Below are 21,967 nucleotides of genomic sequence, written 5' to 3'. Positions count from 1 at the left end.
GGCGGGCCAGTTGGTGACGCTCTATGCGCGTGGCGGCGATCCCAGTCATCGCCGCCACGCGCAATTGGAACCGCAGGCCGTTGTTCCTGCTGGTCATTGGCGGCCTGATAATGTTCAACATCATCACGGCCTTGTCCGCCCACTACAGGCCGACCTTGGCCGCGCGCTTCGTCGCGGGCATGGCGGCCGGCGTCGTGTGGGGACTGCGGGCCGGCGATGCGCGGCGCAGGGTGCCCCCGCATCGGCAGAGGCGCGCGATGGCGGTGCCGGTTTTCTCCGCCGGTTCGGCGCTGGCTGTGCTGCTGGGCATTGCGACGTGGGGCCGACGCTTGGCAATCCATGCTAGTGACGATCTGTGGGCGGTGTGCTGCTCGAACGCCCCGGGACCGACGTCATTCCCGTGGACGATGGCGGTGCTGTCGCTGCTGGGCCTGTCGGAGGTCTGGTCGGCCAGTGGGCACGGCTTCCGGCCGGGCGGCGGCGTTGCGGCATCTTGATCGAATGCATTCCATGGCGACGATCGCGATGAACACGTGGCGCGACGTGGCGCTGATCGCTCTCTTGCCGGCGATCTGAGGATCGACCTATCTGGTTACTTCGAAATGGTTACCACCGGATCGGCACTCCACGGCAGCGCTCATCCGTGCTCTGCCAGCTTGCTGCGCACGCACTAGGTGCCAGCCCTTCAAGATTGGCTGCGCCTGCTGGTGCTGGGCGCACTTCTTTCAGGCTGCTGGCGAGCGTCTTCGCCGTGCAGCAGACGATTGCGCGGCCCCGACAGTGAGAGCCCTATTTCATTCGACGTTTTTATATTTCAAAGGATATTCTCATGACCAATCCCATTCAACGTGCCATTGAATCTCGCACGTCCGTCAATCACTATCAACTCGGCCGCCCCTTGAGTGATGAGGTCATCACGTCGTTGGTCGCCCAGGCCACTCAGGCGCCTTCTGCCTACAACATGCAGAACTGGCGATTCATCGCAGTGCGATCGGAGGACGCCAAGGTCCGCTTGACATCGGCGGCCTACGGGCAGTAGAAGGTGGTCGATGCTTCGGTCGCATTCATCGTTTGTGGATTGCTGGCCGCGCATACACAACTGGCTGCCCCGCTCCAGCCCAGCGTGGATGCAGGCATCATGGCACAACACACGGTCGATGGATGGGTGGCCCAAGCCAGTGCTTCACATGAGCGCGATCCCGTTTTGCAGCGCGACGAAGCCATCCGCTCGGCTTCGCTGGCGGCGATGACATTGAAGTTGGCTGCACAAGGTATGACGTTGGGCTCGTGCGCGATGGTGGGCTTCAATGCAGCAGAAGTAAGCCGGGAATTCAATCTCGATGCCACCGAACTTCCCGTCGTCATCGTGACGGTCGGTTATCCGGCGGCTGGCAACTGGACGCAGAAGCCGCGCAAGCCATTGTCTGAAGTCCTCAACATCGTTTGAGGATTCGGAGATAGACGAGGTCGACTAGAAGCACTGACACCTTAGACATAAGGCCTACCGCTGTCAAAGACAACGATACCGCCTCCGCTCTGCCTAGCGAGCTTGCCGTCCTGCGTTAAATAGCCCTCCTGGCCCAACATGAGGGCGATGAACAAGGGGTCCTGCCCTCCCCGCTTCGGCTCTTCCGTCAATCGATGGCTGGAGCGTGTTATGCACATTTTTTTGATTGCATGGAACGCGCCTTGCGCGGTATTGGGCGGGCCTGGGCCTATTCTAGAATCGGGGCTTCGGCACTTCCCAGGCCTTCCAAGCTCAGTAGGAGACAGTGATGAAACCAGTCAGAGAGATTTGCCTTGGAACAGTCGGACTACTTGCCGCTCTGGGCAATGCTGTTGCCTGGGGACAGGTGAACAGCGTGCTGGCTGCAACGGATGGCGTGCCACCGATCAGCCGCACACAGGAACCCCCGATGCCGCCTGAAGTACCTAGCGATCGGGCAAGACTAACCGACAGCGCAATCACAATGAAGGTAAGAGCGCAGCTTCTTGCTGCCGGGCTTCGATCGGCCCGGATTCGGGTGAGTACCGAAAACGGCATTGTGCACCTCGACGGCAAAGTGCCAAGCGACGCAGAAAAGCTGACGGCCTTGAACTCGGTCCGTGCAGTGGAGGGCGTGCAATCTGTGGTGGACGGCCTCGAGGTAGAGAAGTAGCCATCACACGTATCGGGGGCACACGCCTCACAAGAAAAGCGCCCCGCCGAGCAGGGTTGGAACGACGAGGCGAAATCGGCGGCAGGATCATGCGGCCCCGCCCCCGAGGGGGTAGATGCTCCTACAGCACGTCGGTCATAGCGTTAACTCCGAAGGATTGCTTTGTCTTCGAATTCCAAGAATGCGATGGCCGCGCCCCAGGTTTTCAAAATCCAACCAGCGCGCACGACACGTTCAGCGTAGGAGAGGCATGTGAAAACTGCCATCGGGCACCGTCCTACCTAAAGGACAGCACCTATCGCGTAATTCTGGTATTTGGCCCACGAGCTGCTTGTTCGGCCCGCTGGATGGGATTGGAAACTTCTGTAGGACGGATCAATTCCCGCTAGGCACGCGCAAGGGCGTCTTCGACAGCCGCGCCGCACGGGTCGGCAAAGCGCAGCGTGCCGGCGCAGGCCACAAGAATCCCTTGATCTGCCTGGCGAGCGTGACGGTGCCGATGCCGGCCGCGGCATCGACGGGGTTAGTGGGCGCGCGCTGGCCCACGGCGCCCGTTAGCTCACGTCAATGGCGTGGCCGAGCAAGGCGACCCCGCCCGGGACTCGGTTGGCACCGGGTCGGATGGATGGCCGCGCGATCACGGCCGGCGGCACCAGCAGCCGGAGCAACTTGTGCTCTGGTCCACCACCTCCAGCCACCAGCCTTCAATCCGCATCCTGATACCGGCGTGGTGGCCAGCACCGAGCAGGCTGAGCCACTCCAGGTGAGTAGTGCTGGCGGCTACCACTGCGGGAAAACGCAGGCCGGTGGCATGCAACAGGGGCAAGGCGACCTGCAAGCGCTGGTGGAACGAGGAGGTTGGCCGCGTCGAGCAGGCAGCTACGGCCCTTGCCTGCGAATGGGACGACGAGATGGCTGGTAGAGCGCAGGACGTGGCCCTACACTGAAATGACCGCAAGGCTTCGGACCAGCACCGGCACTTACGGTTTCGCAATGCCAATATTAACCTTTCATCTCATCCTTCTCGGGGGTGCTGCCAACGAGTTCATTCGGATTCAGGCCACCGGTAAGTATGCCACCTGCCACCTGCGCGCCTGCTACCGCAGTCGGGAAATCGATGCCGCGGCAACGGACTTTTTTGAGGCGTTTTGCCAAATTCGCGAAACGCTGGAGTCAGAGCGACTGTTTCCGCTCTGCCACGGAGCCAGCCTGGACGTGTATTCCATCGGTTCCATCCGCAAGATGGATAGCGGACTGCGTGCCTATCGCCTCACCATGGGTCGGCAGGTCACCCCGTTCGACATCGTAGAAACGTTCGGCTGCGAGACCAAAATAACCCAGGCGACTGTGGCGGAGCAACGCGATTACTATTCGCAATGGCTCGAATCGACGGCATGAGATCGTCGATGTGGGGGACTTGGTATGTACACACTTTTCGTTCCGCTCGGTGGCGGCGCGCCAGACGAGCTGATCCAGTTCGAGCCGAGCGAGGAATTCGAGGTCTGTCGCTTGCGCGCAACCTATCGTGATCAAGTCATTGACCTGATGGCGCCTGACTATTTTCAAGCGTTGCGCCAGGTCCGCAGCACTATGGCGTTGATGGGCTTATGTCCGCTTTGCTACGGCGCGAGTCTGGATGTCTACTACATTCCCAACGGCGAGCAAGTCGGCAAAGGATTGATCGTGCACCGGCTCGTGATAGGACGCGAAGCCAGCGAAGCCGACAGGCTCGATACCTTTAGCACCGGCCCTGACGTATGCCCCGCGACGGTGGTCGACCAGCAGAAATACTACCAGCAGTGGCTGCTGAGCCTACGCACATAGCAGCATCACCCAGGCTGTGCTCGCCGGACTCTCTTCGTATTGTGCCTCGGCGACTTTCGCGAATTCATCGGGTTCGTCCGATCGCTTTAAGAATCGAATGGCCGCGGTGCGTGATGCGAGGGAAGGCTTGGCCAGAGGGACTTCTCTCCAGCATCACGAGTTGGTGATACTGAAGGGAGTCAAGATCCACAGGATCCAGGTCCAGCGGATCCCGTTCCTCTCTCAGTAGGATCAATGTGGCGAATTCATGAGGACTCAGCATCCTTGTCTCCGGTGCTTTTCACGTTCGGTCTGCTGGGGGAGCTTCAACGGCCATCGCCGCGCCGGGCACTTGATCCGTGCGGTTGAGACTGCGACCTCTTTGCAAGGTCTTGATCACCGGGCACCAACCACGCGCCGGGAGAATTCATTCAATACTGCCCCATACAAATGATCAAGGCGTGACATTATTTTTTAGCTGGTACACGCCAGAATCGACGTCCACGTGCGCAAATCGCCAGGCGGCACCGTCCCTACCCCAACGCGTATGCTTGCGCACCGCGTCCTTGAAAATGCGCATTCCTGCAACCTAGTCAACCGCCAGATCGCGCCTAGCCATGTGCACGCAGATCCGCCCCGGCCAACAGCGCGAGGGAGATACGCGTGCGACCGCATCCAATGGATAGACCCGTCTGGGCGTCCGGGCGGTCGGCCTTGGCCCACGGCGCCCGCTCAGCCCGGTCCGGCTCATACTCAACCCACTCGGAAATGCTCCGCCGCCTGCAAGTCGCTTACATCTACCACATGCCTCTTGAGTTCCGGCGCGCCGCTGCCATGGTGTGGATCCGTGTGCAAATGACCAGGGAAGGCTGGGCCTGAACGTCATCGCCCACTACGCAATAATCTGTGACTGCGACAAAGCCGCAATCACAGCAGGCAAGAACGGGAGTTTGGATCGGGAGCGCTGCCTATGAACGGAGCGAACGCCGAAGTCAAATCCCGCGTGAAGCTAACCCCAGTGTGGGGTATCAGTGCGGTAGGGCAATGCATAGAGTCTCAAGCCTAGAAGCTGCCTCAGGCCCGACACCTACGACTTATAGAAATGAGAATCATCTCCACCCAGGAGGCAAGTGGAAGCCCGCCCTAGGGGAATCCACGTAGGTCTTGGACGTCAGCCATGCGCAAGGCGCCGGCGTATGGAACCGACAGCTCGTGTCGGCGCCCTTTTGCACACCTTTATTCGATTCGCTGTCGGGGCGACGAATCGAGCGTGCAAGCCGTTCCCTTATAAAACGCCGGCCGTGAGTCGGCTCGATGTCGTTCGAGTCTCCCACAACGAGGAGACATGGGGGGTCAGCGTGTATCGAATCATTCGGCATTACCAGAATGGGGAAAAACGGGTCCTCAAGAATGGCGTATCGCTAGAGGAGGCTGAGGCGCACTGCCGTAGCTCCGAGTCTTCCTGGAAGACCGCGACTCGCCGCGAGGCACATGTGCGGACGGCGCGTAAGGGGCCGTGGTTCGATGACTATGAAGAGGTCAAATGAGCAATCGGTCCCCTAGATCAGTCACCCTTGCCCGCGTTCCAAACCGCCTGCATCGCTTCCATGCGCCGCGCCGCCTCGGTGGTCACGTAACGCGTGGTGGTGTCGAGCGAGGCGTGGGAGATGTGGGTGTGCCGTAGCCAGTGCGTACTGTCCGCCGCCAGCCGCGCCGCGCGGGCCGGCAAGGCGCAGCGTGCCGGCGCAGGCCGTCATGAAGCCCTTGATCTGCTTGGCGAGCGTAACGGTGCCGATGCCGGCGGCGGCATCGACGAGGTTAGTGGCGCGCGCGCCCAGGTCGGTGGCGTGGATAACCAACCACTGTCAGATTTAGTCTAGGCGATTACATATCATTCATGCGCGAGTGAACCTGGCCTTCGTTTCCGGCATCTCGAACTGGTTTTTGGAGATTCGCCGAAGACAGCTTCCGCCATTGGTTTCGAAGTCCAGCACTGGGTAACCTTCAATCCGGCGCTCATAGACAGCGACATCGTGGATTGTTCCAGTATTGACGTGTTGGACTTTGAAGGAATCCACTTGCTTTCTTTCAATCATAACGCCCTCCGTGCGGTCTACTTGCAAGTCAGATGTTGCTTATGCCACCGATGCTGGGTTTCTAGCTACCGGCGGCCCGTTGGTTCCCTCCAGGGACACTCAGGGAGACTAAGCAGATTTCCAAGCTGGAGGCCATCGTTCTCCATCTTGAGATATTTGTGACCATCGTGAAGAGCGACGATCACATAAGTGGAGTAACCACATTCATCGGTCACGTAAAAACTTAAGGTGCCGCTTTCAATCCCAGCGATGGCCGCAGCAAGACTTAATATCCAAGGGCGCCCGTCCCAATTTACACCGCCGATGCTGAGTATGCGCTCATGCGCGCCCTGGCGATCGGCCTTTCTAATGCACCGGATGCGATGTCTGGCGGCCATAGTCGTTTCCCTTTCAATTGGACTGGGATCACTCCTCTTGTTACGCGCTTGCAGCAACGTGGTTGCTTTAGAAAATCACCTACCAACGTCCAGCGGGTCCGGTGGTCGATTCATTTACGCTTCCCTTCAGGCCATGCAAGGCTATGTTCTTTGCCTCGGTCAGTACGAGCCTAAAAGTTGAGAACCGAGTCGTACGGACTCCTGCTATTTAGAGTTCCATAATGCACATTGGTCCGTTCATGCCATTCCCCTCGTCGGTGGGGATACCACTTATGTGGGGTAGTCGTGAATTCAGGAAGTCAGGCCGTGCCGGGTCAAGTTGAATACGAGGGCGCGATCCGCCCTTAGCAGACCCTTGTGTTCCGTTGCGAGGCGACAGGGGATTTCAGAGAGATGCCGGGAGTCGATAAGAGGCGCTATACGGCGGTGTGTGAAATATTGCCTTGGGAATCAGGATGTTACGCCCTCCCCTTTTCATCATCCACCAAACATCGTGAAATGAAGTGGTACATTTCCGCACACGCTGTGCGATGCCTGCGTCGACCGTGCCTGAAGCCCGACTGGCTACCACCCGGTCGGGCATTTGACGGGGTGCTACGCTTGGCAGACACGCTCGCTGGTGGTGTCAACAGGATAACGATCGCATGCGTTGTCCCCTAAGCGGCACATCTTCGAGATTCCAGTTCACGAGTATTGCGGCGTGATGTATTCCACAGCTGGTGGCTATGCGTGTTCTGTTTCGTGATCTAGACCCGGACGTCGCGACGGCGCTGGCGTTGGCATTCGCCACGGAGCCGTTGGTCGACGTGTTGTGTGAAGACATTTTCGCTTCCGGCGCGGCGGACGCTTTTGCCAGCCCGGCTAACAGCCATGGCTGGATGGATGGCGGGATCAATCTGGCCTACATCCAGCGCTTCGGCGACGATTTGGAGCGGCGGCTGCGGTTGATGATCAGGCAGGACCATGCCGGATTGCTGCCGGTCGGCCATGCGCTAGCGATTAAGACCGACGCGGCCGACATCCCCTGGATGATCAGCGCCCCGACGATGGAAGTGCCGATGGCGGTGCCTCGTAGCCAGAATGCCTACAAGGCGTTCAGGGCGACGCTGCTGCTGGCACGGCAGCATGGTTTTGAAACCCTGCTGTGCCCGGGCTTCTGCACGCTGACCGGTCGCATGGAGCCGGAAGAGACTGCCATCCGATGCGGTGGGCTTGGGATGAGGTAGCGGCTCAATCGGACTGCTCATGGGCCAAGTGCAAAGTAGGATACATGAGAACCGGTTGACGGGGTTTTCATGGCTGGTTATGGCTTTGGGGAGTTTCAAGCATTGATGGACCTTGAAATTGTCACAGTGGCAGTGACTCGTTGGTCGGCAGACGACCATTTCTTCGGACCGGCCGTGCTCTGTATCTGCCGCGTAAGGGCTCAAAAAAACTATGCCTAACCTTGCATATATGGGTTGGGCGATATTGAATGAACTGGTAATTCCCCCCTCCTTTTCGAGAGCGTCCGGGATCTCACGCTACTCGCTCACGCTGATCTCGACCCTTGGCAATCGCACAAGCATGGCCGTCCGACGGCAGTGGCCGCGCGGCCGGCCAATTTCAGGAGTGCATGATGAACCCATCTCCCCCCGAACGATTCACCGCCGCACAACAGGCCAACGTCGCTGTGATGTTTGGCCTGGTGAACAAGGCCGTCGATAGCTTCGAGAGACTGGTTGAGCTGAATCTGCAAGTCACGAAATCGACGATCGTAGAGGTGCAGGAGAACTGGCAGATTGCCTTGTCCGCCAAGGGTCCGCAGGAGTGGCTTGCGCTGCAGGCCGGCCTGATGAAGCCCGTCGGCGAGAAGGTGCTCTCCTACAACCACCGCCTGCGCGAAATCGGGGCGGGCACCCAGGCCGAGTTCATCAAGGTGTGCGAGGCGCGGTTTGAAGCGTACATTCGCCGCATGGGGGAGTCGGTCGATGAGCTCGCCAGCAGCGCCCCGGCTGGTTCGGAAGGCGCAGTGAGCATCCTGACCTCGGTAATCGCCGCAACCAACAAGTTGTGTGAGTCGATGTACCAAACCGCGAAGCAAACGATCGATGCCGCAGAGCAGAGCTTTAGCACCGCGAGCAACACGGCATCCAAAGCGGCTAAGCAGGCTGTCGAGCACACGTCGCGTACCGCCAAGACTTGACCGCGAAGTCAGCCATGCACCGACTGAGCGGCCTCCACACAGCGCTGTTCCGTTTCGTGGATGAACTGGCGCACGAGTGGATAGACCTGCGTCGCCCATCGCCGGCCAGCGAACACGCCGTAGTGCCCGACGCCGGTCTGGACATAGTGGGATTTCAGATTGGGCCGTAGCTCGCTGCACAACTCCTGCGCTGCCTCGGTCTGCCCAACCGCGCAGATATCGTCGTCCTCCCCCTCGACCGTCAGCAGCGCCGTGTGCCGAATGGCGCGCAGGTCCACGTGCCGCCCAGAGACGGTCAGGCAGCCTCGCGGCAGGGCATGATGTTGGAACACCCGGCTCACGGTATCGAGATAGAACTCGGCGGGCAGGTCCATCGTCGAAAAATAGTCGGTATAGAAGGCCCAGATCGCCTCGGCTTTGGCCGTTTCACCATCCAGCTTGTACTGGTAAGCCTGGATCAGCGAGGCAATATGCCGATCCATGTTCATGGACAGGAATGCGCACACCTGCACGAAGCCGGGGTAGACGCGCCGCATTGCTCCTTCGAAGCGTGCTGGCACGGTGTCAATCAGGTTGGTCTCGAACCATGTGAGCGGGGTGCGCACCGCCAGTTCATTGATGCGAGTCGGATTGATGCGCGGATCGACTGGCCCGGCCATCAGCGTCATGCTGCGCGGCAGCGCGGGATCGCGGTCTTCGGCCATCAGCGCGACCGCAGCCAAGGTGGCCACCGTCGGCTGGCAGACTGCCACAACGTGCATTCCAGGGCCGAGGCAATCGAGCAAGCTGATCAGTTGGGCGACGAAGTCGTCAAAGCCGAAGGGCCCGCAGGACAAAGGTATGTCGCGTGCGTTATGCCAATCCGTGAGATAGACATCATGGTCTGCCAGCATTGTGGCCGTCGTGGCGCGTAGCAAACTGGCGAAATGGCCGGCCAGAGGCGCGATCAGCAGCACGCGCGGTTGTCCAGGTACAACGTCCCGCCTAAAATGCAAAAGGGAGCAAAATGGCGTGGTGTGCACCACCTCTTCGCTCACCGCAACCCTTTCACCACCGGCACCGTTAGCTCCGACAGCGGGGATGTCAAAGGGCGGGCGCTTGTGGCGCAGGCGCACGAGCGAACTCCATTCCAGGAGCGTGCACCACTCCCGTGCGAATGCGGACCCGGAGGCAAGCATCGGCGACGCAGCGCAAGATGCGGCCGCATCGTCGGTCGCAGCCTGCAGTGGGGCTAATAGGTCGGCCAGCATCTGGTACGCTTGGTAAATCATGGGGTGACTCACAAAACGCAATTCGGCAGCCACGCTGCGATACGCATGACTTGGTGTCGATATTACTAAGTCACTCCTTTATCTCGCAGAGTTCGCCATGTCAAGGACAACCCTGACCATCAACAGCAGAAACTATGGCGCGTGGTCGCTGCGCGGCTGGCTGCTGGCGAAATTCAGTGGGCTGGAATTTGAGGAGATCCTGGTGCCGGTGACGGACGCTGCCAGCCGCGCGGAACTATTGCTGCTGTCGCCGTCGGCCCTTGTCCCGCGGCTGGAACATGAGGGTGTCACTGTCTGGGATACCCTAGCCATTGCCGAGTATCTGAATGAAGTACGCCCGGAGGCTCGGCTTTTGCCCGAAGACAGCGTTGCCCGTGCCCGTTGTCGGGCGATTTGCGCCGAAATGCACTCGGGATTCAGCGCCATGCGCGCGGCGTTGCCAATGAACCTGCGCGCTCACCGTCCCGGTTTTAAGGTCTGGACACGCGCCCAGAGTGATATCGACCGGATCACCGCCATCTGGCGCGAATGCTTGTCGGCATATGGCGGGCCTTATCTATTCGGAGCGCGCACCGTGGCCGATGCCATGTACGCGCCAGTCGTCACCCGGTTTCGCACCTACGAGGTCAAGCTCGATGTGGTATCGGAAGGCTATTGCCGCACGATCATGGCGTCGCCGGATATGTTGGAATGGATATCGGCGGCAGGGCGGGAGCCCGAAGAGATCAACGAGCTGGATATGGAGTTCTAAGCGGCTAGGATGCCTGTCAGGCAAAGAAGAGCAGCATGGCCATCGACTCGGTGTTTGCGTCGCAGGCGCTTTCGCAATGAGCGTTCAGCAAGGGCGGGCCTCCTGCGCCTGCTCGGCGCCCTCGCCGTCGGCATCCTGCCCGCTGCACGGCCATTCTCTATCTGACGCGAGCCTTCCTCCTGACGCCCCTGCGCATCCACGAGGGTTGGCGCGCGCCGTCCAGCTCCTGAGTAGCGCCGCGCGAGCCTGCTGGGCGGCGTCGAATAGGCTCGTACGGCGGCTGTCTCCCGCTGAGAGTAGCAGTGCGGCGAAGGGGGCGAACGAGCATCAATACTGGTAGTGCAGCGAAAGATCGACGACGGTATTGGTCGCCTTCTGCGTGATCGGACTGTGCGCTGCCGAGCCCGTGAGTTGGCCGATCGCGATGTCGCCAGTGACAAACCAATGATCCCGAAAGAACCAGATCGCGGAGATGCCCGCGCCGTATGATTTGAGGCCTGCATCGGCCTTGTATTGCGGATAGCCCGAGCGCGTCGCCTGAGCCGAGGTGACGCCGAACCACCGGCTCATGTAGCGTGCATCACCGAAGGTGATGGTAGGGCCGGCGAGCCAGAAAAAGCGCTCCGAGCTGCCGGGCAGCGGCAGGTAGGCGCCGATATCGCCGATCCAGCCGTCGGTGCCGCCCAGACTGCGCCGTACATCGACGCGCACCACCAAAGGGAATGCCGCCGACACCACATACTCGCCGAATAGCTTAGTCTCAACCGCGAAATTGATGTTGCCTAGTCCATTGAGTCGGCCGGGATCGTCGGCCATACGGCGGCCCAGGTTGTAGCCTATGGCCACCCCCGAGCGCCAGTGATCCGCCCGCAGCAGATTCACGCCGACGCCCTCACCCGTTGAAACAAATAACAGGTCGCGATAGCGGATATCGAAGCTGGGGCCCGCAAGCACGTGATAGCGCTGGGTACCTTCGTAAACCGGTCGCAGGCTGGCGGCCGCTCCGACCTGGACCTGCCATGCGGGCACCTTGGCCTCATAGAGTTTCATCAATGGGACACCGGCTGAATATTGCCACTCGGCCAGAGGCGACGGTGTCTGCGCGTGAGCGCTCAAAGCGGTAACGGCCGCCAGCCCGATCAGCAGGGCGGCAGGCCACCGGGCCGCGGTTCCCGTCGGCGCTGCTGTTGCTGCTGTTGGCGATGGATTGCTGTAATCCGCCATTCTTCCTCCGTCACCGGGCGGATTGGCCGCACAAAGCCTCGCCTGTTGCCGACGGGCTCAATCGAGAGTCGGCGCCCGGGGCAAATGGCACTCAGGTATTTCTTCCTGCTTTGGATGCCACGCTTACTTTGCATTAAGACTACAAAATCCTTGCGGCTTTTTCAAAGTGCCGTGCTCAGTGACAACGCGGTCACGATGACAATCAAAGCCAAACTTATTGTCACGAAGTTGCTCAAGCGCCCCCGGGGTTCGAGTGAAACTGAAGAGGGTGTCGTGCATCTGGATGACAGCGCTCAAAATGATCTGGAGAAGCTGACAGCCTGGAAGGCGGCCCGCGATCCGCCCGTGGGCGGAGACGGATCGTCTGCTTTTTTTGCCCACACCAAGCACGGGTATCCCTCGACGGCGGACTGGAGTCTATCTAGCACCTCGTGACCCGACGTGTCTGCGGTGGCAGCTCGCCGAACGCATCGCGATACACCTTGGCGAACTGGCCAAGGTGCCTGAACCCCAAACGTATCGCAACTTCAGCAACCGACGCAGGATCGCCGTGGAGGAGGTCATTGCGCACGCCCTCCGGCCTAATCCGCTTGAAGTACGCCATTGGCGTGGTGCTCTTGAAGGTGGCGAATCCCACTTGCAGTGCGCGCGTATGCTGGCCGCCGTGGCCATCGCCGTCACCCTGGCTCTGTCATCGCCAAAACACAACTGCATCATCTGCATCACGGCACGGCCCAGTCTCACCCCATCCGATTCCGGGGAGACCTCTGCCTGGAATATCACCGGACGCGTCACCGGTGCTTCCAGCAGGGTCGATAGGCGCCGCGTGATATCGCTCGCGCCGACCAGCAGCATGTCGTAGCTGCCCGCCTGCCATTGCCATTGACTGACCTGCGTCGCATCCAGAACGGCGCATGCGCCTGCCGACCAGGCGCGCTCCTTTTTTCCAATCCGGGCCCGCAGGCCGCCCTCGTGCAGCAAAACGAGTGCGTACCCGTCGAACGGACTGTCTAGCCGAAATCGGACACCGGTTGTCGTCTGAATTTGATGCGTCACCGCTCCCCCGGCGAGACTCGACGCAAGCCGCACGTCAAACTGATCTCCCCTCCCCGATTCGATCGCGACGTTGCCCCGGATCGGTCGCAAACGCGCCGCAAATTCGTCGGCGTCGCTTGCGATAACCGTCTCGGCATGAATATCTGATCTCTCCGTCATCTTTGCTCGCCAATTACCCGCCCAGCCGTGGCGAATCGCAAAGGCGCTGCGCATACTTGAACGATGCGCTTGATTCCCATCATTTCCCCCTCACTCCCTGAAACCATCATATTCTGCCAGAGGTTGTAAACTGAAGACATTCACATGGTATCGTGATTGAATCGATAAAAAGAGTGGAAGCCGATTAAGAGGCTATTTGCTCACTTCATGAAAGTCGCATTTTTGGGAAATTCCGGCAAGGAAGTCGATGCCGGGAAGCAAAAGGGGAGGAGTTGTGAACGGGCAGCTTAGGGACATTCTTACGACACTACCGAAACTTTCGGTTTCTCAGATCCAGGAGCTTCAGGCGATTCAGGCGATCCAGGCGATCCAGGCTACGATCATTGTGATGCACGCCAAAGGCATCCCACAGCAGTCCAGCGAAAACACCAAACACTCAACAGGCGATCACCGCCGCGATCAACCGCTAGCTGGCTTCCATGGCTATCGGGGCGTGTGGCAGCATGAACTTGCTGCGCCCGAGACACTCAGCCGGCCCACCCCTCTAATTCAGGCAGCGCATCATGCTTCGATCACACCCACTAGACAGGACTTGACCGAACGTCAACACGTCGTACTCGCCCTGGTGCTGGAGGGACTGCCCGATAAGCTCATCGCGCGCCGCTTGAGCTTGGCGGTGAATACCGTCAAGCAACATGTCGCCGCCATCCTGAAGCGCCTTGGCGCTCGCAACCGCTTAGAGCTTATATCGAGGATGAAGCCATTCCTTGAAGACAATAGCGACGCGTCCGTCAGCCCAACGAGCGACATACGCATTCAACCTGTCGGCGCGACACTGAGCTGCACATTCGAGAGAAAGGCCCACGGCCTCACGAACCGCCAGGGTACTGTGCTGCGCCATTTGCTCGATGGCATGTCCAACAAGGAAATCGCGCAAGGTCTTGGTCTAACGGAAAACACCGTCAAGGAACATGTTTCTGCCATTCTTCTCCAACTTGGTGCATGCTCGCGACTACAAGTCATTTCCCAAATGCGACAACGCAGCGTGGCGCCATCGTCCTCCGCAGATCAACTTAATATCACTTAAGCGTATTAAATAACAATTTAACGCAATATCTTCTACCGCCCCTCTCTTGGCGTAGCTTTGATTTCAGTGCAATATGCGACGGCTCGCGAGTTCAGCAGCGACGCCGGAGATCATGCCAAAGTTATTGATTTTTTGAGGTTAGCTGTTCGCTTCTGCTTGGCGTATCGTGTTTGGCCCAATGCACGGGAGGCGCAAGAGATGCAAGGCTGACAGAGCACCTTTTTGGGTGCGCGCGAGGTGCCGCGTGAACTCGGCAGTTTCGAATTGCAGACGTTCTTCACATACAGCCACGCCGAGCACGAATTGATCGGACGACGGCACGACCCAACGATGAAGCTGGGCCTGGCGCTGCACATTGGCTTTTTACGCATGAGCAGCTGCCTATTGGATGCGTTCCGTATCCAGCCACCAGTACTGCTTCGCCACCTCGGCACGGAACTCGGCATCAATACGCCGGATCTGGCGTCCTTGCGGGCGCTCTACGCGCGTGGGCGAACGCTCTCCGACCATCAACTGCTGGCCTGCCAGACGCTCGGGTTTCGTTGGATAACGGTTCAACGTCGAGCCCTTGCGCGGGCGCTGCGTGACGAAGTGCTGCATTGCGCCGATCGGGACCGACTGCTGTCATATGCGCACCAGTGGCTGTATCGGCATCGACTGATCATCGTGCATGAGCGCGCCATCCGAAGCCTGGTCGCAGCGGCATTGACCGAGCTTGAGTCCGGTGCCTGCGCCTCGAGCCATTCGGCGGTACCTCCCGCGACATGGCGAAGATGGCTAGCCGCAATGGAACAAGCACGACCCGCTGGTCAGCACGTCCAGAACTGGCTGTGGACGGCCCCGGCGAAGCACTCGACGCGACAGTTCGCCGAAGTGCTCGAACGCATCGAGTGGCTAGTCGAGATTGGCGTCGACCGCCATCGTTTCGGTCTCAACGATGTCATGGTGCGCCGCGTTGCACGTCGCTGGGCGACGCGGTCCCCATCGCTCAGCACACGAATCCAGGAGCCGGCACGCACCGTCGAGCTGGGCTGCTTCCTGCGATACTGCCTGATCACTGCCACTGACCAACTGATCCTCATGTTTCAGCGCCGGGTGGCTGATCTATGGCGGCAGAGCGTGTAGGGTGTGAAGGCTCCCATCGACTGGGCCGCACAATACCGGCAACTGCTCGAAGAGCTGGCCAGCTTGAGTAGCGATGGGAGTGTATTCCGGATGCGGAGCTGCGCCCGCATCTGGCCCAGTTGGTAGCCGACAGGCACACTCAGCGCACACCGAGCCGGTCGCCTGCGATCAGGCAGCGGCTGATCGACGCCATCAGGCCCGTACGCGTGTTACTGGCGGCCGTCGCCAAGCTGCCCTAGCAAGCCACCGGCGAACACCCGGTAATTGACGCTCTGGGCAAGCTGCGCCACCTGTATGCGAAGGCCGTTCGAAGCTTATCCGATGATGTGATCGCCCCTCGCCTAGGGCCAGCCTGGCTCGATGCGATCAGCGGTGCCGATCGCGAGCGCGTCTTCCGGGCACTTGAATTCGCCACCCTGTTTGCCTTGCGCCGCGCCGTTCGAAACGGCTCAGTCTGGATCGAGCATTCATTGAGCTTCCGATTTTCTCGGGCCGCTGCTCGAACGCGTGCGCACAGGCATCGACGCGGTCGCGCCGGAGACGCGCGCCGGCACGCTACGTGTCGATGACGAGTTGCACCTGGCACCGCTAGCGGCACAGGACGAGGATCCCGAGGCCTCAAGGCTGCGGAGCCGCCTCGACCACCACATCGGCGATGATCAGTTGCGGGAGGTCATCCAGGCAGTGGACGCCGACACTCGCTTCAGCTGGATCATGCTCGGCCGCGAGCCCCGGTCTGCGCAGGAACTGTTGATGGTCTACGCTGGCATCCTCGCGCATGGCACGAGTCTGACGGCGGCCGAGTGTGCCAGGATGATTCCACAATTGTCAGCCACGAGCATCCGCCACGCCATGCGCTGGGCGGGCGATGAGCGGCGACTGGTTCAGGCCTGTAAGGCAGTTCTGGCGGCAAGTTGGGGCCGGTCGGACCTTGCCTCCTCGGACAGGATGAGCCTGGAGACAAGCCAACGCGTCTGGCAGGCACGGCAAGACCCACGTCGCCACGCCGCCTCGGGCGGTATCTACACTCATCCGCGATCGATGGGTATCTTCCACGCCCAGCCGATTGGGCTCAACGAAAGGCAGGCCGGCGCGGCGATCGGGGGCGTCGTGCGGCAGGAACGAATCGAGATTACACAATTGGCGGTCGACACTCATGGCTATACCGACTTCGCAATGGCGCTGGCCAGGCTACTTGGGTTCGACCTGTGTCCCCAACTGCGAGAGCTCAAGCAGCGTCGTCTCTTCGTACCTCGCGGCGTTGCTGTTCCCGATGAGATCGCCTCCGTGTGTCTCGCCAACGTGGACTTGGCTGCGATCGAGGCGCAGTGGGACCCTTTGGTGCACCTGACAGCTTCCGTGATGTCGGGACACGCCAGCACTGTGGCAGCCCGCCGCACGGGGCGACCCTATCTATGACGCCGGCGTGCAGTTAGGCAAGCTGCTGCGCACCGCGTTCCTTGCCGACTACTTCGTCAATGCCGGGTTCCGGCGTGAGCTGTTACGCGTGCTTAATCGCCGCGAGGCGGTCAACTCGCTAAAGCGGGCGATCTATACAGGCCGAGTCGCCCCCACGCAGGCTAGGCGCGCCGACGAGATGCAGGCCGTCGCCGACGCGCTAAGCTTGCTGGCTCACATCGTGATGGCGTGGAATACCGGTCAGATGCAGACAGTGCTCGATCGGCAAGTGAAACGATGGCAGCCCGTGGCACCCGAGTCGTTCTGGCGAATCGCCCCAACACGGCTAGAGGGCGTCAATCTCCGGGGCGTCTTCCGCTTCCCAGTCGAGCGTCGGACAACTACTGCCGTCACAAACTGCACCCAGAAACAAGCGCCGCAGGCTGAAAACGAGCTTCCTATGGCGCAGTTTTCTATTGATCGATGGTCCAACATAAATTCATTTCTAATCAACAGCTTACGATGCGCCGTCCGGGCCACTGCTGGGCTTGCGAACCGTCGCAAATTGCACCGAAATCAAAGCTACCCCGGGATGCATCGCTGAGCAAGCCCCGGGTCATGTCTGCCGTGAATGCAATTGACTCCAGGCTGCAGGCATTGTCGGCGCACCTATTGGCTGCGCTCCAACGCATGGGCTCCTCAAACGATCGCGCAGCAACCCCAGGAGGAGCTGCGCCTGTGCGGCCGGAGGCGACGCGGCCGCCGACCAGAGCATGATCGCGGTCCTCCACGGATCTTCTCGAAATCGGCAATGGGGTAGGTGGCGCCGTTGGCTCGACCATGCCCACCGTCGCTGAGGCCTTCGCGACGCCAGACCTCAGCGCTCTACGACCAGCCCGGCATCTCGCCCTGCCCATCCCATTTCTGCCCCTTCGCGTTGCGGTAGGTGGGTGTCGGCTCGGGGGGCGGCGGCGGCACGACGACGGCAAAGCAACCGGCTGCCTGCAGGTCGGTCAAGGTCAGGCCGTGCCTGGCCGTCTGCACACGGATCCACAGCATGGCTGCGGCGCGCTCCATCTGAAGGCACGCTGCCCTGCGTCCTCCCGGGCGCACCCGGGCGGCGGCATCAACACACCGCGCTCGCTTCGGCCACCGCTACCGCCGTCATGTTGACGATGCGGCGGGTGGTAGCTTGCGGGTTGAGAATGTGCACCGGCTTGGCCGCGCCCAGCAGGATCGGGCCAATGGTGACGCCTTGCCCGCCCGTGATCTTGAGCAGGTTAAAAGCGATATTGGCCGCATCCAGCGTCGGCATGACCAGCAGGTTGGCGCTGCCGGCCAGCTTGGTGCCCGGCAGGAAGTGACGGCGCACGTCCTCGACCAGGGCGGCGTCGCCCTGCATCTCGCCTTCCACTTCCAGGTGCGGCGCCTCGCGGGCCAAGATCTCATGGGCCGCGCGCATCTTCTTGGCCGACGGGCGGTCCGACGAGCCGAACATCGAGTGCGACATCAGCGCCACCTTCGGATGCTGGCCAAAACGCGCGATTTCCTCGGCGGCCAGCTGCGTGATGGCGGCGAGTTCCTCGGCGGTGGGATCGTCGTTGACGAAGGTGTCGGTGATGAACAGCGTGTACTTCTCGAGCATCAGCGCGTTCATCGCGGCGAACACCTTGGCGCCCGGCGCCAGGCCAATCACGTCCCGCACATGCTCCAGGTGGGCTTCGAAGCGGCCCACGGTGCCGCACAGCATCGCGTCGGCGTCGCCCATATGCATCAGCATGGTGCCGATCAGCGTATTGGAGCGGCGCAGCATCACCTTAGCCACGTCCGGCGTGACGCCGTCGCGGCCGCGCAGGGCGTGGTAGGCCTCGTGGTAGGCACGGTAGCGCGGGTCGTCTTCCGGGTTGATCAGCTCGAAGTCCGTGCCGGCCTTCAGGCGCAAGCCGGCCTTGTCGATGCGCATCTGGATCACGTGCGGGCGGCCGATCAGGATCGGACGGGCCAGGCCTTCGTCCACCACGGTCTGCACCGCGCGCAGCACGCGCTCTTCTTCACCCTCGGCATAGACCACGCGCTTGGGCGCGGCCTTGGCTGCCGTGAACACCGGCTTCATGATCAGGCCGGTGTGGTAGACGTACTGGGTGAGCTGCTGGCGGTAGGCTTCCAGGTCCTTGATCGGACGGGTGGCCACGCCGGACTCCTCGGCGGCCTTGGCCACCGCCGGCGCGATCTTCTCGATCAGGCGCTGGTCGAACGGCGTCGGGATGATGTAGTCCGGGCCGAACTTCAGTTCCTGGCCACCGTAGGCGGCGGCAACGGCGTCGTTCAGCTCGGCTTCGGCCAGGTCTGCGATAGCCTTGACGCAGGCCAGCTTCATGGCTTCCGTGATCTTGGTGGCGCCGCAATCCAGCGCGCCACGGAAGATGTACGGGAAGCACAGCACGTTGTTGACCTGATTCGGGTAGTCCGAGCGGCCGGTGGCGATGATGCAGTCCGGGCGCGCGGCCTTGGCCACTTCCGGGCGGATTTCCGGCTCGGGGTTGGCCAGCGCCAGGATGATGGGCTTGTCGGCCATGGTCTTGACCATCTCGGCGGTCAGCACGCCGGCGGTCGAACAGCCCAGGAACACGTCGGCGCCGTTGACGATGTCGGCCAGGGTGCGGTTCGAGGTGTCTTGCGCGTAGCGCGCCTTGTTGGGTTCCATGTTGGCGTCGCGGCCCACATAGATCACGCCCTTGGAGTCCACCACCGAGATGTTCGAGCGGGTCACGCCCAGACTCACCATGGTGTCCAGGCAGGCGATGGCCGCGGCGCCGGCGCCGGAGACCGCCAGCTTGACCTTGGCGATATCCTTGCCGACCACCTTCAGGCCGTTGAGCAGCGCCGCGCCCGAGATGATGGCGGTGCCGTGCTGGTCATCGTGGAAGACGGGGATGTTCATGCGCTCGCGCAGCTTCTTCTCGATGTAGAAGCACTCGGGCGCCTTGATGTCTTCGAGGTTCACGCCGCCGATCGTCGGCTCCAGCGCGGCCACGATCTCGACGATCTTGTCCGGGTCGTGCGCATCGAGCTCGATGTCGAACACGTCGATGCCGGCGAACTTCTTGAACAGGCAGCCCTTGCCCTCCATCACCGGCTTGCCGGCCAGGGGACCGATGTCGCCCATGCCGAGCACGGCGGTACCGTTGGTGATCACTGCCACCAGGTTGCCACGCGAGGTGTACTCGGCGGCCATCGCGGGATCCTTGGCGATCTCCTCGCAGGCGTAGGCCACGCCCGGGGAGTAGGCCAGGGACAAGTCGCGCTGGTTGGACAGCGCCTTGGTCGCGTTTACCTGGATCTTGCCCTTGGTCGGGCTGCGGTGGTATTCCAGCGCGGCCAGGCGCAATTGCGCTTCAGGACTGTTGGCGGCGTGTTGCGGTGCGTCACCGCCGGTCTTGCTGGTCATTATGCTATTCCTGGAAGTGGCCCGGTCAGCGCCCGCCAGGGCCGCTCCGGTCGAAAAGGGAAGATCGGCGGCACCGCGCGTCCCACGTCTTTCGGTAAACCAAAATAGATCGGCGCGAAGTCCTCGGCCGGCAGATTAGCGAATCGCTCCTGCTCAATGCCTGTCGTCGGTGCCCGGAGCAGACCGGTACGGACCTCGGACATCGCAATACTCTGTGGCGTGAGCCAGATTGGAACGCCCGCGTTAGACATCGCGTAGTCCGTTCTTTGCGCCGCGTTGCTCACTCGCTACGATGAACGCCCGTACCTCAGGATAAACGTGCTCACGCCACCGGCGCCCGCTGAAGATGCCGTAATGACCCGCACCCTCGACTTCGTAGTGCCGCTGGCGAGCCTGGCTGATACCGGTACACAGTTCATGTGCGGCACGGGTCTGGCCGGAGCCTGAGATGTCGTCCAGTTCACCTTCGATGGTCAGCAGCGCGGTCGAATGGATATCCTGCGGACGCACGCGCTCCCGCACGCCCTCAGGGTTCCTGACGTCCCAGGTGCCACACACGAGATTGAATTCCTGGAACACCGTGCGGATGGTGTCGAGGTAGTAATTCGCATCCATGTCCAGCACAGCGTTGTACTCGTCATAGAACTTGCGGTGGGCCTCGGCGCTGGCGTCATCTCCCTTGATCAGATCCTTGAAGTAGTCGTAGTGGCTGCTCACGTGGCGGTCCGGATTCATCGCGACGAAGCCGGTGTGCTGCAGGAAGCCCGGATAGACGCGACGACCGACGCCCGAGAAGCCCTGCGGCACGTGGTAGATCACGTTGTTCTCGAACCATGCCAAACTCTTGCTGATCGCCACGTTGTTGACCGCGGTGGGCGACTTCCGGGCATCGATGGGGCCACCCATCATGGTGAGCGACAGCGGTACCTTCTCACCGCGGCTGGCCATTAACGAAACCGCCGCCAGCACCGGCACTGTCGGTTGGCACACGCTGACGACATGGCAGTTGCCGTACCGAGCCTGCAGATAGCGAATGAACTCCTGGATGTAGTTGACGTAGTCGTCAAGATGGAATTCGCCCTCGGACAACGGCACAAGGCGGGCATTGACCCAGTCCGTGATGTAGGCCTTGTGGTCCTGCAGCATGGTGCGGACCGTCTCGCGTAGGAGCGTTGCGTAGTGGCCGGACAGCGGCGCTACGATCAGCACCACGGGCTGGTCCTTGAGCATGCGCAGGGTGTCCGGGTCGTCGGTGAAACGCTTAAAGCGGCGCAACTGGCAGAACGGCTTCTCGATCTCGACGGCTTCCTGGATCACCACATTGGCGTCGGCCACCGTCACCGACTTGATGCCGAATTCGGGCTTTTCGTAGCCCTTGCCCAGGCGATGAAGAAGATCGTATCCCGCGGCCAGGCGCTGTGCCAAAGGCAACTGTCCGAAGACGGCACCTTGAGCATAGAGCTTGGAGACGACTCGAGCGAGGTCGGTCACCGGCTCCGCCAGCGAGCGCTGCGCTTCGTAGAGTTGATAGAGCATGGAAGTTCCTTGTTGGGTATCCCGCAACTACTAAAGTGGTGCCCGCTCTTCGGCTCCTCTCAACCGGCTCGCGAATGTGCCGGATCAAAAGTCGCGCAACAGGGGGTAAAACTCCGTAGGCTGCTCAGAGGGACACGCGGACTCACCGCCCAACAGGGCAAGAGTCCGACTCGACAGCCACAGCATATTGTCATCTGCGCAACCTCGATGCGCCGTCTGGATCGGCGCGAAAATATCTAAATAACGCATAATGCGCGCAATAAACGCAGAATTTGTCCGATCTATGGCAGAG

At 61.0% G+C, this 21,967-nt stretch carries 19 protein-coding genes and 3 pseudogenes; 12 read left to right on the top strand and 10 right to left on the bottom strand.

Features of this window, described 5'->3' with window-relative positions:
• The first annotated feature begins 23 nt into the window (after nucleotides 1-23).
• From AC07XB_RS30735 to AC07XB_RS30725, 3 genes and pseudogenes are all read left to right on the top strand, one after another.
• Nucleotides 24-497: a hypothetical protein gene (locus AC07XB_RS30735; RefSeq protein WP_492831191.1), complete on the top strand. Its 474-nt coding sequence runs from the start codon at nucleotides 24-26 to the stop codon at nucleotides 495-497.
• A 332-nt stretch (nucleotides 498-829) separates the two neighbouring features.
• Nucleotides 830-1,447 (top strand): annotated as a pseudogene (locus AC07XB_RS30730) (nitroreductase family protein).
• Nucleotides 1,448-1,775: 328 nt separating this feature from the next.
• Nucleotides 1,776-2,159 carry a BON domain-containing protein gene (locus AC07XB_RS30725; protein WP_492831193.1) on the top strand — a complete coding sequence of 128 codons (384 nt, stop codon included), beginning with the start codon at nucleotides 1,776-1,778 and terminating at the stop codon, nucleotides 2,157-2,159.
• 637 nt (nucleotides 2,160-2,796) lie between these two features.
• On the opposite strand, the gene AC07XB_RS30720 is transcribed toward AC07XB_RS30725, so the two are convergent.
• Complete coding sequence (locus AC07XB_RS30720; RefSeq protein WP_492831194.1) at nucleotides 2,797-2,985, bottom strand: hypothetical protein; 189 nt, start codon at nucleotides 2,983-2,985, stop codon at nucleotides 2,797-2,799.
• A gap of 167 nt (nucleotides 2,986-3,152) precedes the next feature.
• Here AC07XB_RS30720 and AC07XB_RS30715 point away from each other — a divergent pair, with 167 nt between their 5' ends.
• The 3 genes from AC07XB_RS30715 to AC07XB_RS30705 all read left to right on the top strand — a co-directional run bounded on the left by AC07XB_RS30715 (nucleotide 3,153) and on the right by AC07XB_RS30705 (nucleotide 5,842).
• Nucleotides 3,153-3,557: a hypothetical protein gene (locus tag AC07XB_RS30715; RefSeq protein ID WP_494752814.1), complete on the top strand. Its 405-nt coding sequence runs from the start codon at nucleotides 3,153-3,155 to the stop codon at nucleotides 3,555-3,557.
• Nucleotides 3,558-3,581: 24 nt separating this feature from the next.
• Nucleotides 3,582-3,983, top strand: coding sequence for a hypothetical protein (locus tag AC07XB_RS30710; protein ID WP_492831196.1), 402 nt, complete (start codon nucleotides 3,582-3,584; stop codon nucleotides 3,981-3,983).
• A gap of 1,646 nt (nucleotides 3,984-5,629) precedes the next feature.
• Nucleotides 5,630-5,842 carry a hypothetical protein gene (locus AC07XB_RS30705; protein ID WP_492831197.1) on the top strand — a complete coding sequence of 71 codons (213 nt, stop codon included), beginning with the start codon at nucleotides 5,630-5,632 and terminating at the stop codon, nucleotides 5,840-5,842.
• 15 nt (nucleotides 5,843-5,857) lie between these two features.
• Here AC07XB_RS30705 and AC07XB_RS30700 read toward each other — a convergent pair whose 3' ends face one another.
• Both AC07XB_RS30700 and AC07XB_RS30695 read right to left on the bottom strand, forming a co-directional pair.
• Complete coding sequence (locus tag AC07XB_RS30700; RefSeq protein WP_416046997.1) at nucleotides 5,858-6,058, bottom strand: hypothetical protein; 201 nt, start codon at nucleotides 6,056-6,058, stop codon at nucleotides 5,858-5,860.
• Between the two features lie 65 nt (nucleotides 6,059-6,123).
• Nucleotides 6,124-6,435, bottom strand: coding sequence for a DUF3892 domain-containing protein (locus AC07XB_RS30695; protein ID WP_492831198.1), 312 nt, complete (start codon nucleotides 6,433-6,435; stop codon nucleotides 6,124-6,126).
• A 725-nt stretch (nucleotides 6,436-7,160) separates the two neighbouring features.
• On the opposite strand from AC07XB_RS30695, the gene AC07XB_RS30690 reads away from it, so the two are divergent.
• Complete coding sequence (locus AC07XB_RS30690; RefSeq protein ID WP_492831200.1) at nucleotides 7,161-7,661, top strand: macro domain-containing protein; 501 nt, start codon at nucleotides 7,161-7,163, stop codon at nucleotides 7,659-7,661.
• A gap of 389 nt (nucleotides 7,662-8,050) precedes the next feature.
• Entirely contained in the window at nucleotides 8,051-8,620 is a 570-nt protein-coding gene (locus tag AC07XB_RS30685; protein WP_492831201.1) for a phasin family protein, read from the top strand.
• A gap of 8 nt (nucleotides 8,621-8,628) precedes the next feature.
• Here the strand turns inward: AC07XB_RS30685 and AC07XB_RS30680 are convergent, their stop codons facing one another.
• Entirely contained in the window at nucleotides 8,629-9,891 is a 1,263-nt protein-coding gene (locus tag AC07XB_RS30680) for a polyhydroxyalkanoate depolymerase (RefSeq protein WP_492831202.1), read from the bottom strand.
• A 97-nt stretch (nucleotides 9,892-9,988) separates the two neighbouring features.
• On the opposite strand from AC07XB_RS30680, the gene AC07XB_RS30675 reads away from it, so the two are divergent.
• A complete protein-coding gene (locus AC07XB_RS30675; RefSeq protein WP_492831203.1) occupies nucleotides 9,989-10,642 on the top strand; it encodes a glutathione S-transferase family protein in 654 nt (217 codons plus the stop codon).
• Nucleotides 10,643-10,969: 327 nt separating this feature from the next.
• On the opposite strand, the gene AC07XB_RS30670 is transcribed toward AC07XB_RS30675, so the two are convergent.
• Nucleotides 10,970-11,866 carry a MipA/OmpV family protein gene (locus AC07XB_RS30670; protein ID WP_492831204.1) on the bottom strand — a complete coding sequence of 299 codons (897 nt, stop codon included), beginning with the start codon at nucleotides 11,864-11,866 and terminating at the stop codon, nucleotides 10,970-10,972.
• An 84-nt stretch (nucleotides 11,867-11,950) separates the two neighbouring features.
• Here AC07XB_RS30670 and AC07XB_RS30665 point away from each other — a divergent pair, with 84 nt between their 5' ends.
• Nucleotides 11,951-12,301, top strand: a complete 351-nt coding sequence (locus AC07XB_RS30665) for a hypothetical protein (protein ID WP_492831205.1) — start codon at nucleotides 11,951-11,953, stop codon at nucleotides 12,299-12,301.
• Here the strand turns inward: AC07XB_RS30665 and AC07XB_RS30660 are convergent.
• Nucleotides 12,288-12,470, bottom strand: coding sequence for a helix-turn-helix domain-containing protein (locus AC07XB_RS30660; protein ID WP_492831225.1), 183 nt, complete (start codon nucleotides 12,468-12,470; stop codon nucleotides 12,288-12,290). The two genes, AC07XB_RS30665 and AC07XB_RS30660, sit on opposite strands and share 14 nt — an antisense overlap.
• Nucleotides 12,471-12,577: 107 nt before the next feature.
• Nucleotides 12,578-13,081, bottom strand: a pseudogene (locus tag AC07XB_RS30655) (AraC-like ligand-binding domain-containing protein); the annotation flags it as partial.
• 274 nt (nucleotides 13,082-13,355) lie between these two features.
• Between AC07XB_RS30655 and AC07XB_RS30650 the strand changes: the two are divergent.
• Both AC07XB_RS30650 and AC07XB_RS30645 read left to right on the top strand, forming a co-directional pair.
• Nucleotides 13,356-14,168, top strand: a complete 813-nt coding sequence (locus AC07XB_RS30650; protein WP_492831206.1) for a response regulator transcription factor — start codon at nucleotides 13,356-13,358, stop codon at nucleotides 14,166-14,168.
• Between the two features lie 222 nt (nucleotides 14,169-14,390).
• Nucleotides 14,391-17,188 (top strand): annotated as a pseudogene (locus tag AC07XB_RS30645) (Tn3 family transposase).
• Nucleotides 17,189-17,576: 388 nt separating this feature from the next.
• Here AC07XB_RS30645 and AC07XB_RS30640 read toward each other — a convergent pair.
• The 3 genes from AC07XB_RS30640 to AC07XB_RS30630 all read right to left on the bottom strand — a co-directional run bounded on the left by AC07XB_RS30640 (nucleotide 17,577) and on the right by AC07XB_RS30630 (nucleotide 21,675).
• On the bottom strand, nucleotides 17,577-17,750 hold the full coding sequence (locus tag AC07XB_RS30640) for a hypothetical protein (protein ID WP_492831207.1): 174 nt from the start codon (nucleotides 17,748-17,750) through the stop codon (nucleotides 17,577-17,579).
• A gap of 67 nt (nucleotides 17,751-17,817) precedes the next feature.
• A complete protein-coding gene (locus AC07XB_RS30635; RefSeq protein WP_492831208.1) occupies nucleotides 17,818-20,139 on the bottom strand; it encodes an NADP-dependent malic enzyme in 2,322 nt (773 codons plus the stop codon).
• A gap of 243 nt (nucleotides 20,140-20,382) precedes the next feature.
• Entirely contained in the window at nucleotides 20,383-21,675 is a 1,293-nt protein-coding gene (locus tag AC07XB_RS30630) for a polyhydroxyalkanoate depolymerase (RefSeq protein WP_492831209.1), read from the bottom strand.
• Nucleotides 21,676-21,967 lie beyond the last annotated feature (292 nt).

The sequence above is a fragment of the Cupriavidus sp. GW821-FHT02F09 genome (assembly GCF_059421605.1).
This window is presented reverse-complemented; position numbering and strand designations above follow the sequence as displayed.

Excerpts from the sequence above, each read along its gene's own strand:
- AC07XB_RS30630 (WP_492831209.1), bottom strand. The coding sequence starts at position 21,675 with ATGCTCTATCAACTCTACGAAGCGCAGCGCTCGCTGGCGGAGCCGGTG.
- AC07XB_RS30665 (WP_492831205.1), top strand. The coding sequence starts at position 11,951 with ATGGCACTCAGGTATTTCTTCCTGCTTTGGATGCCACGCTTACTTTGC.
- AC07XB_RS30705 (WP_492831197.1), top strand. The coding sequence starts at position 5,630 with ATGTGGGTGTGCCGTAGCCAGTGCGTACTGTCCGCCGCCAGCCGCGCC.
- AC07XB_RS30700 (WP_416046997.1), bottom strand. The coding sequence starts at position 6,058 with ATGATTGAAAGAAAGCAAGTGGATTCCTTCAAAGTCCAACACGTCAAT.
- AC07XB_RS30670 (WP_492831204.1), bottom strand. The coding sequence starts at position 11,866 with ATGGCGGATTACAGCAATCCATCGCCAACAGCAGCAACAGCAGCGCCG.
- AC07XB_RS30640 (WP_492831207.1), bottom strand. The coding sequence starts at position 17,750 with ATGCTGTGGATCCGTGTGCAGACGGCCAGGCACGGCCTGACCTTGACC.
- AC07XB_RS30715 (WP_494752814.1), top strand. The coding sequence starts at position 3,153 with ATGCCAATATTAACCTTTCATCTCATCCTTCTCGGGGGTGCTGCCAAC.
- AC07XB_RS30690 (WP_492831200.1), top strand. The coding sequence starts at position 7,161 with ATGCGTGTTCTGTTTCGTGATCTAGACCCGGACGTCGCGACGGCGCTG.
- AC07XB_RS30635 (WP_492831208.1), bottom strand. The coding sequence starts at position 20,139 with ATGACCAGCAAGACCGGCGGTGACGCACCGCAACACGCCGCCAACAGT.
- AC07XB_RS30675 (WP_492831203.1), top strand. The coding sequence starts at position 9,989 with ATGTCAAGGACAACCCTGACCATCAACAGCAGAAACTATGGCGCGTGG.
- AC07XB_RS30735 (WP_492831191.1), top strand. The coding sequence starts at position 24 with ATGCGCGTGGCGGCGATCCCAGTCATCGCCGCCACGCGCAATTGGAAC.
- AC07XB_RS30710 (WP_492831196.1), top strand. The coding sequence starts at position 3,582 with ATGTACACACTTTTCGTTCCGCTCGGTGGCGGCGCGCCAGACGAGCTG.
- AC07XB_RS30660 (WP_492831225.1), bottom strand. The coding sequence starts at position 12,470 with ATGGCGTACTTCAAGCGGATTAGGCCGGAGGGCGTGCGCAATGACCTC.
- AC07XB_RS30685 (WP_492831201.1), top strand. The coding sequence starts at position 8,051 with ATGATGAACCCATCTCCCCCCGAACGATTCACCGCCGCACAACAGGCC.
- AC07XB_RS30680 (WP_492831202.1), bottom strand. The coding sequence starts at position 9,891 with ATGATTTACCAAGCGTACCAGATGCTGGCCGACCTATTAGCCCCACTG.
- AC07XB_RS30695 (WP_492831198.1), bottom strand. The coding sequence starts at position 6,435 with ATGGCCGCCAGACATCGCATCCGGTGCATTAGAAAGGCCGATCGCCAG.
- AC07XB_RS30725 (WP_492831193.1), top strand. The coding sequence starts at position 1,776 with ATGAAACCAGTCAGAGAGATTTGCCTTGGAACAGTCGGACTACTTGCC.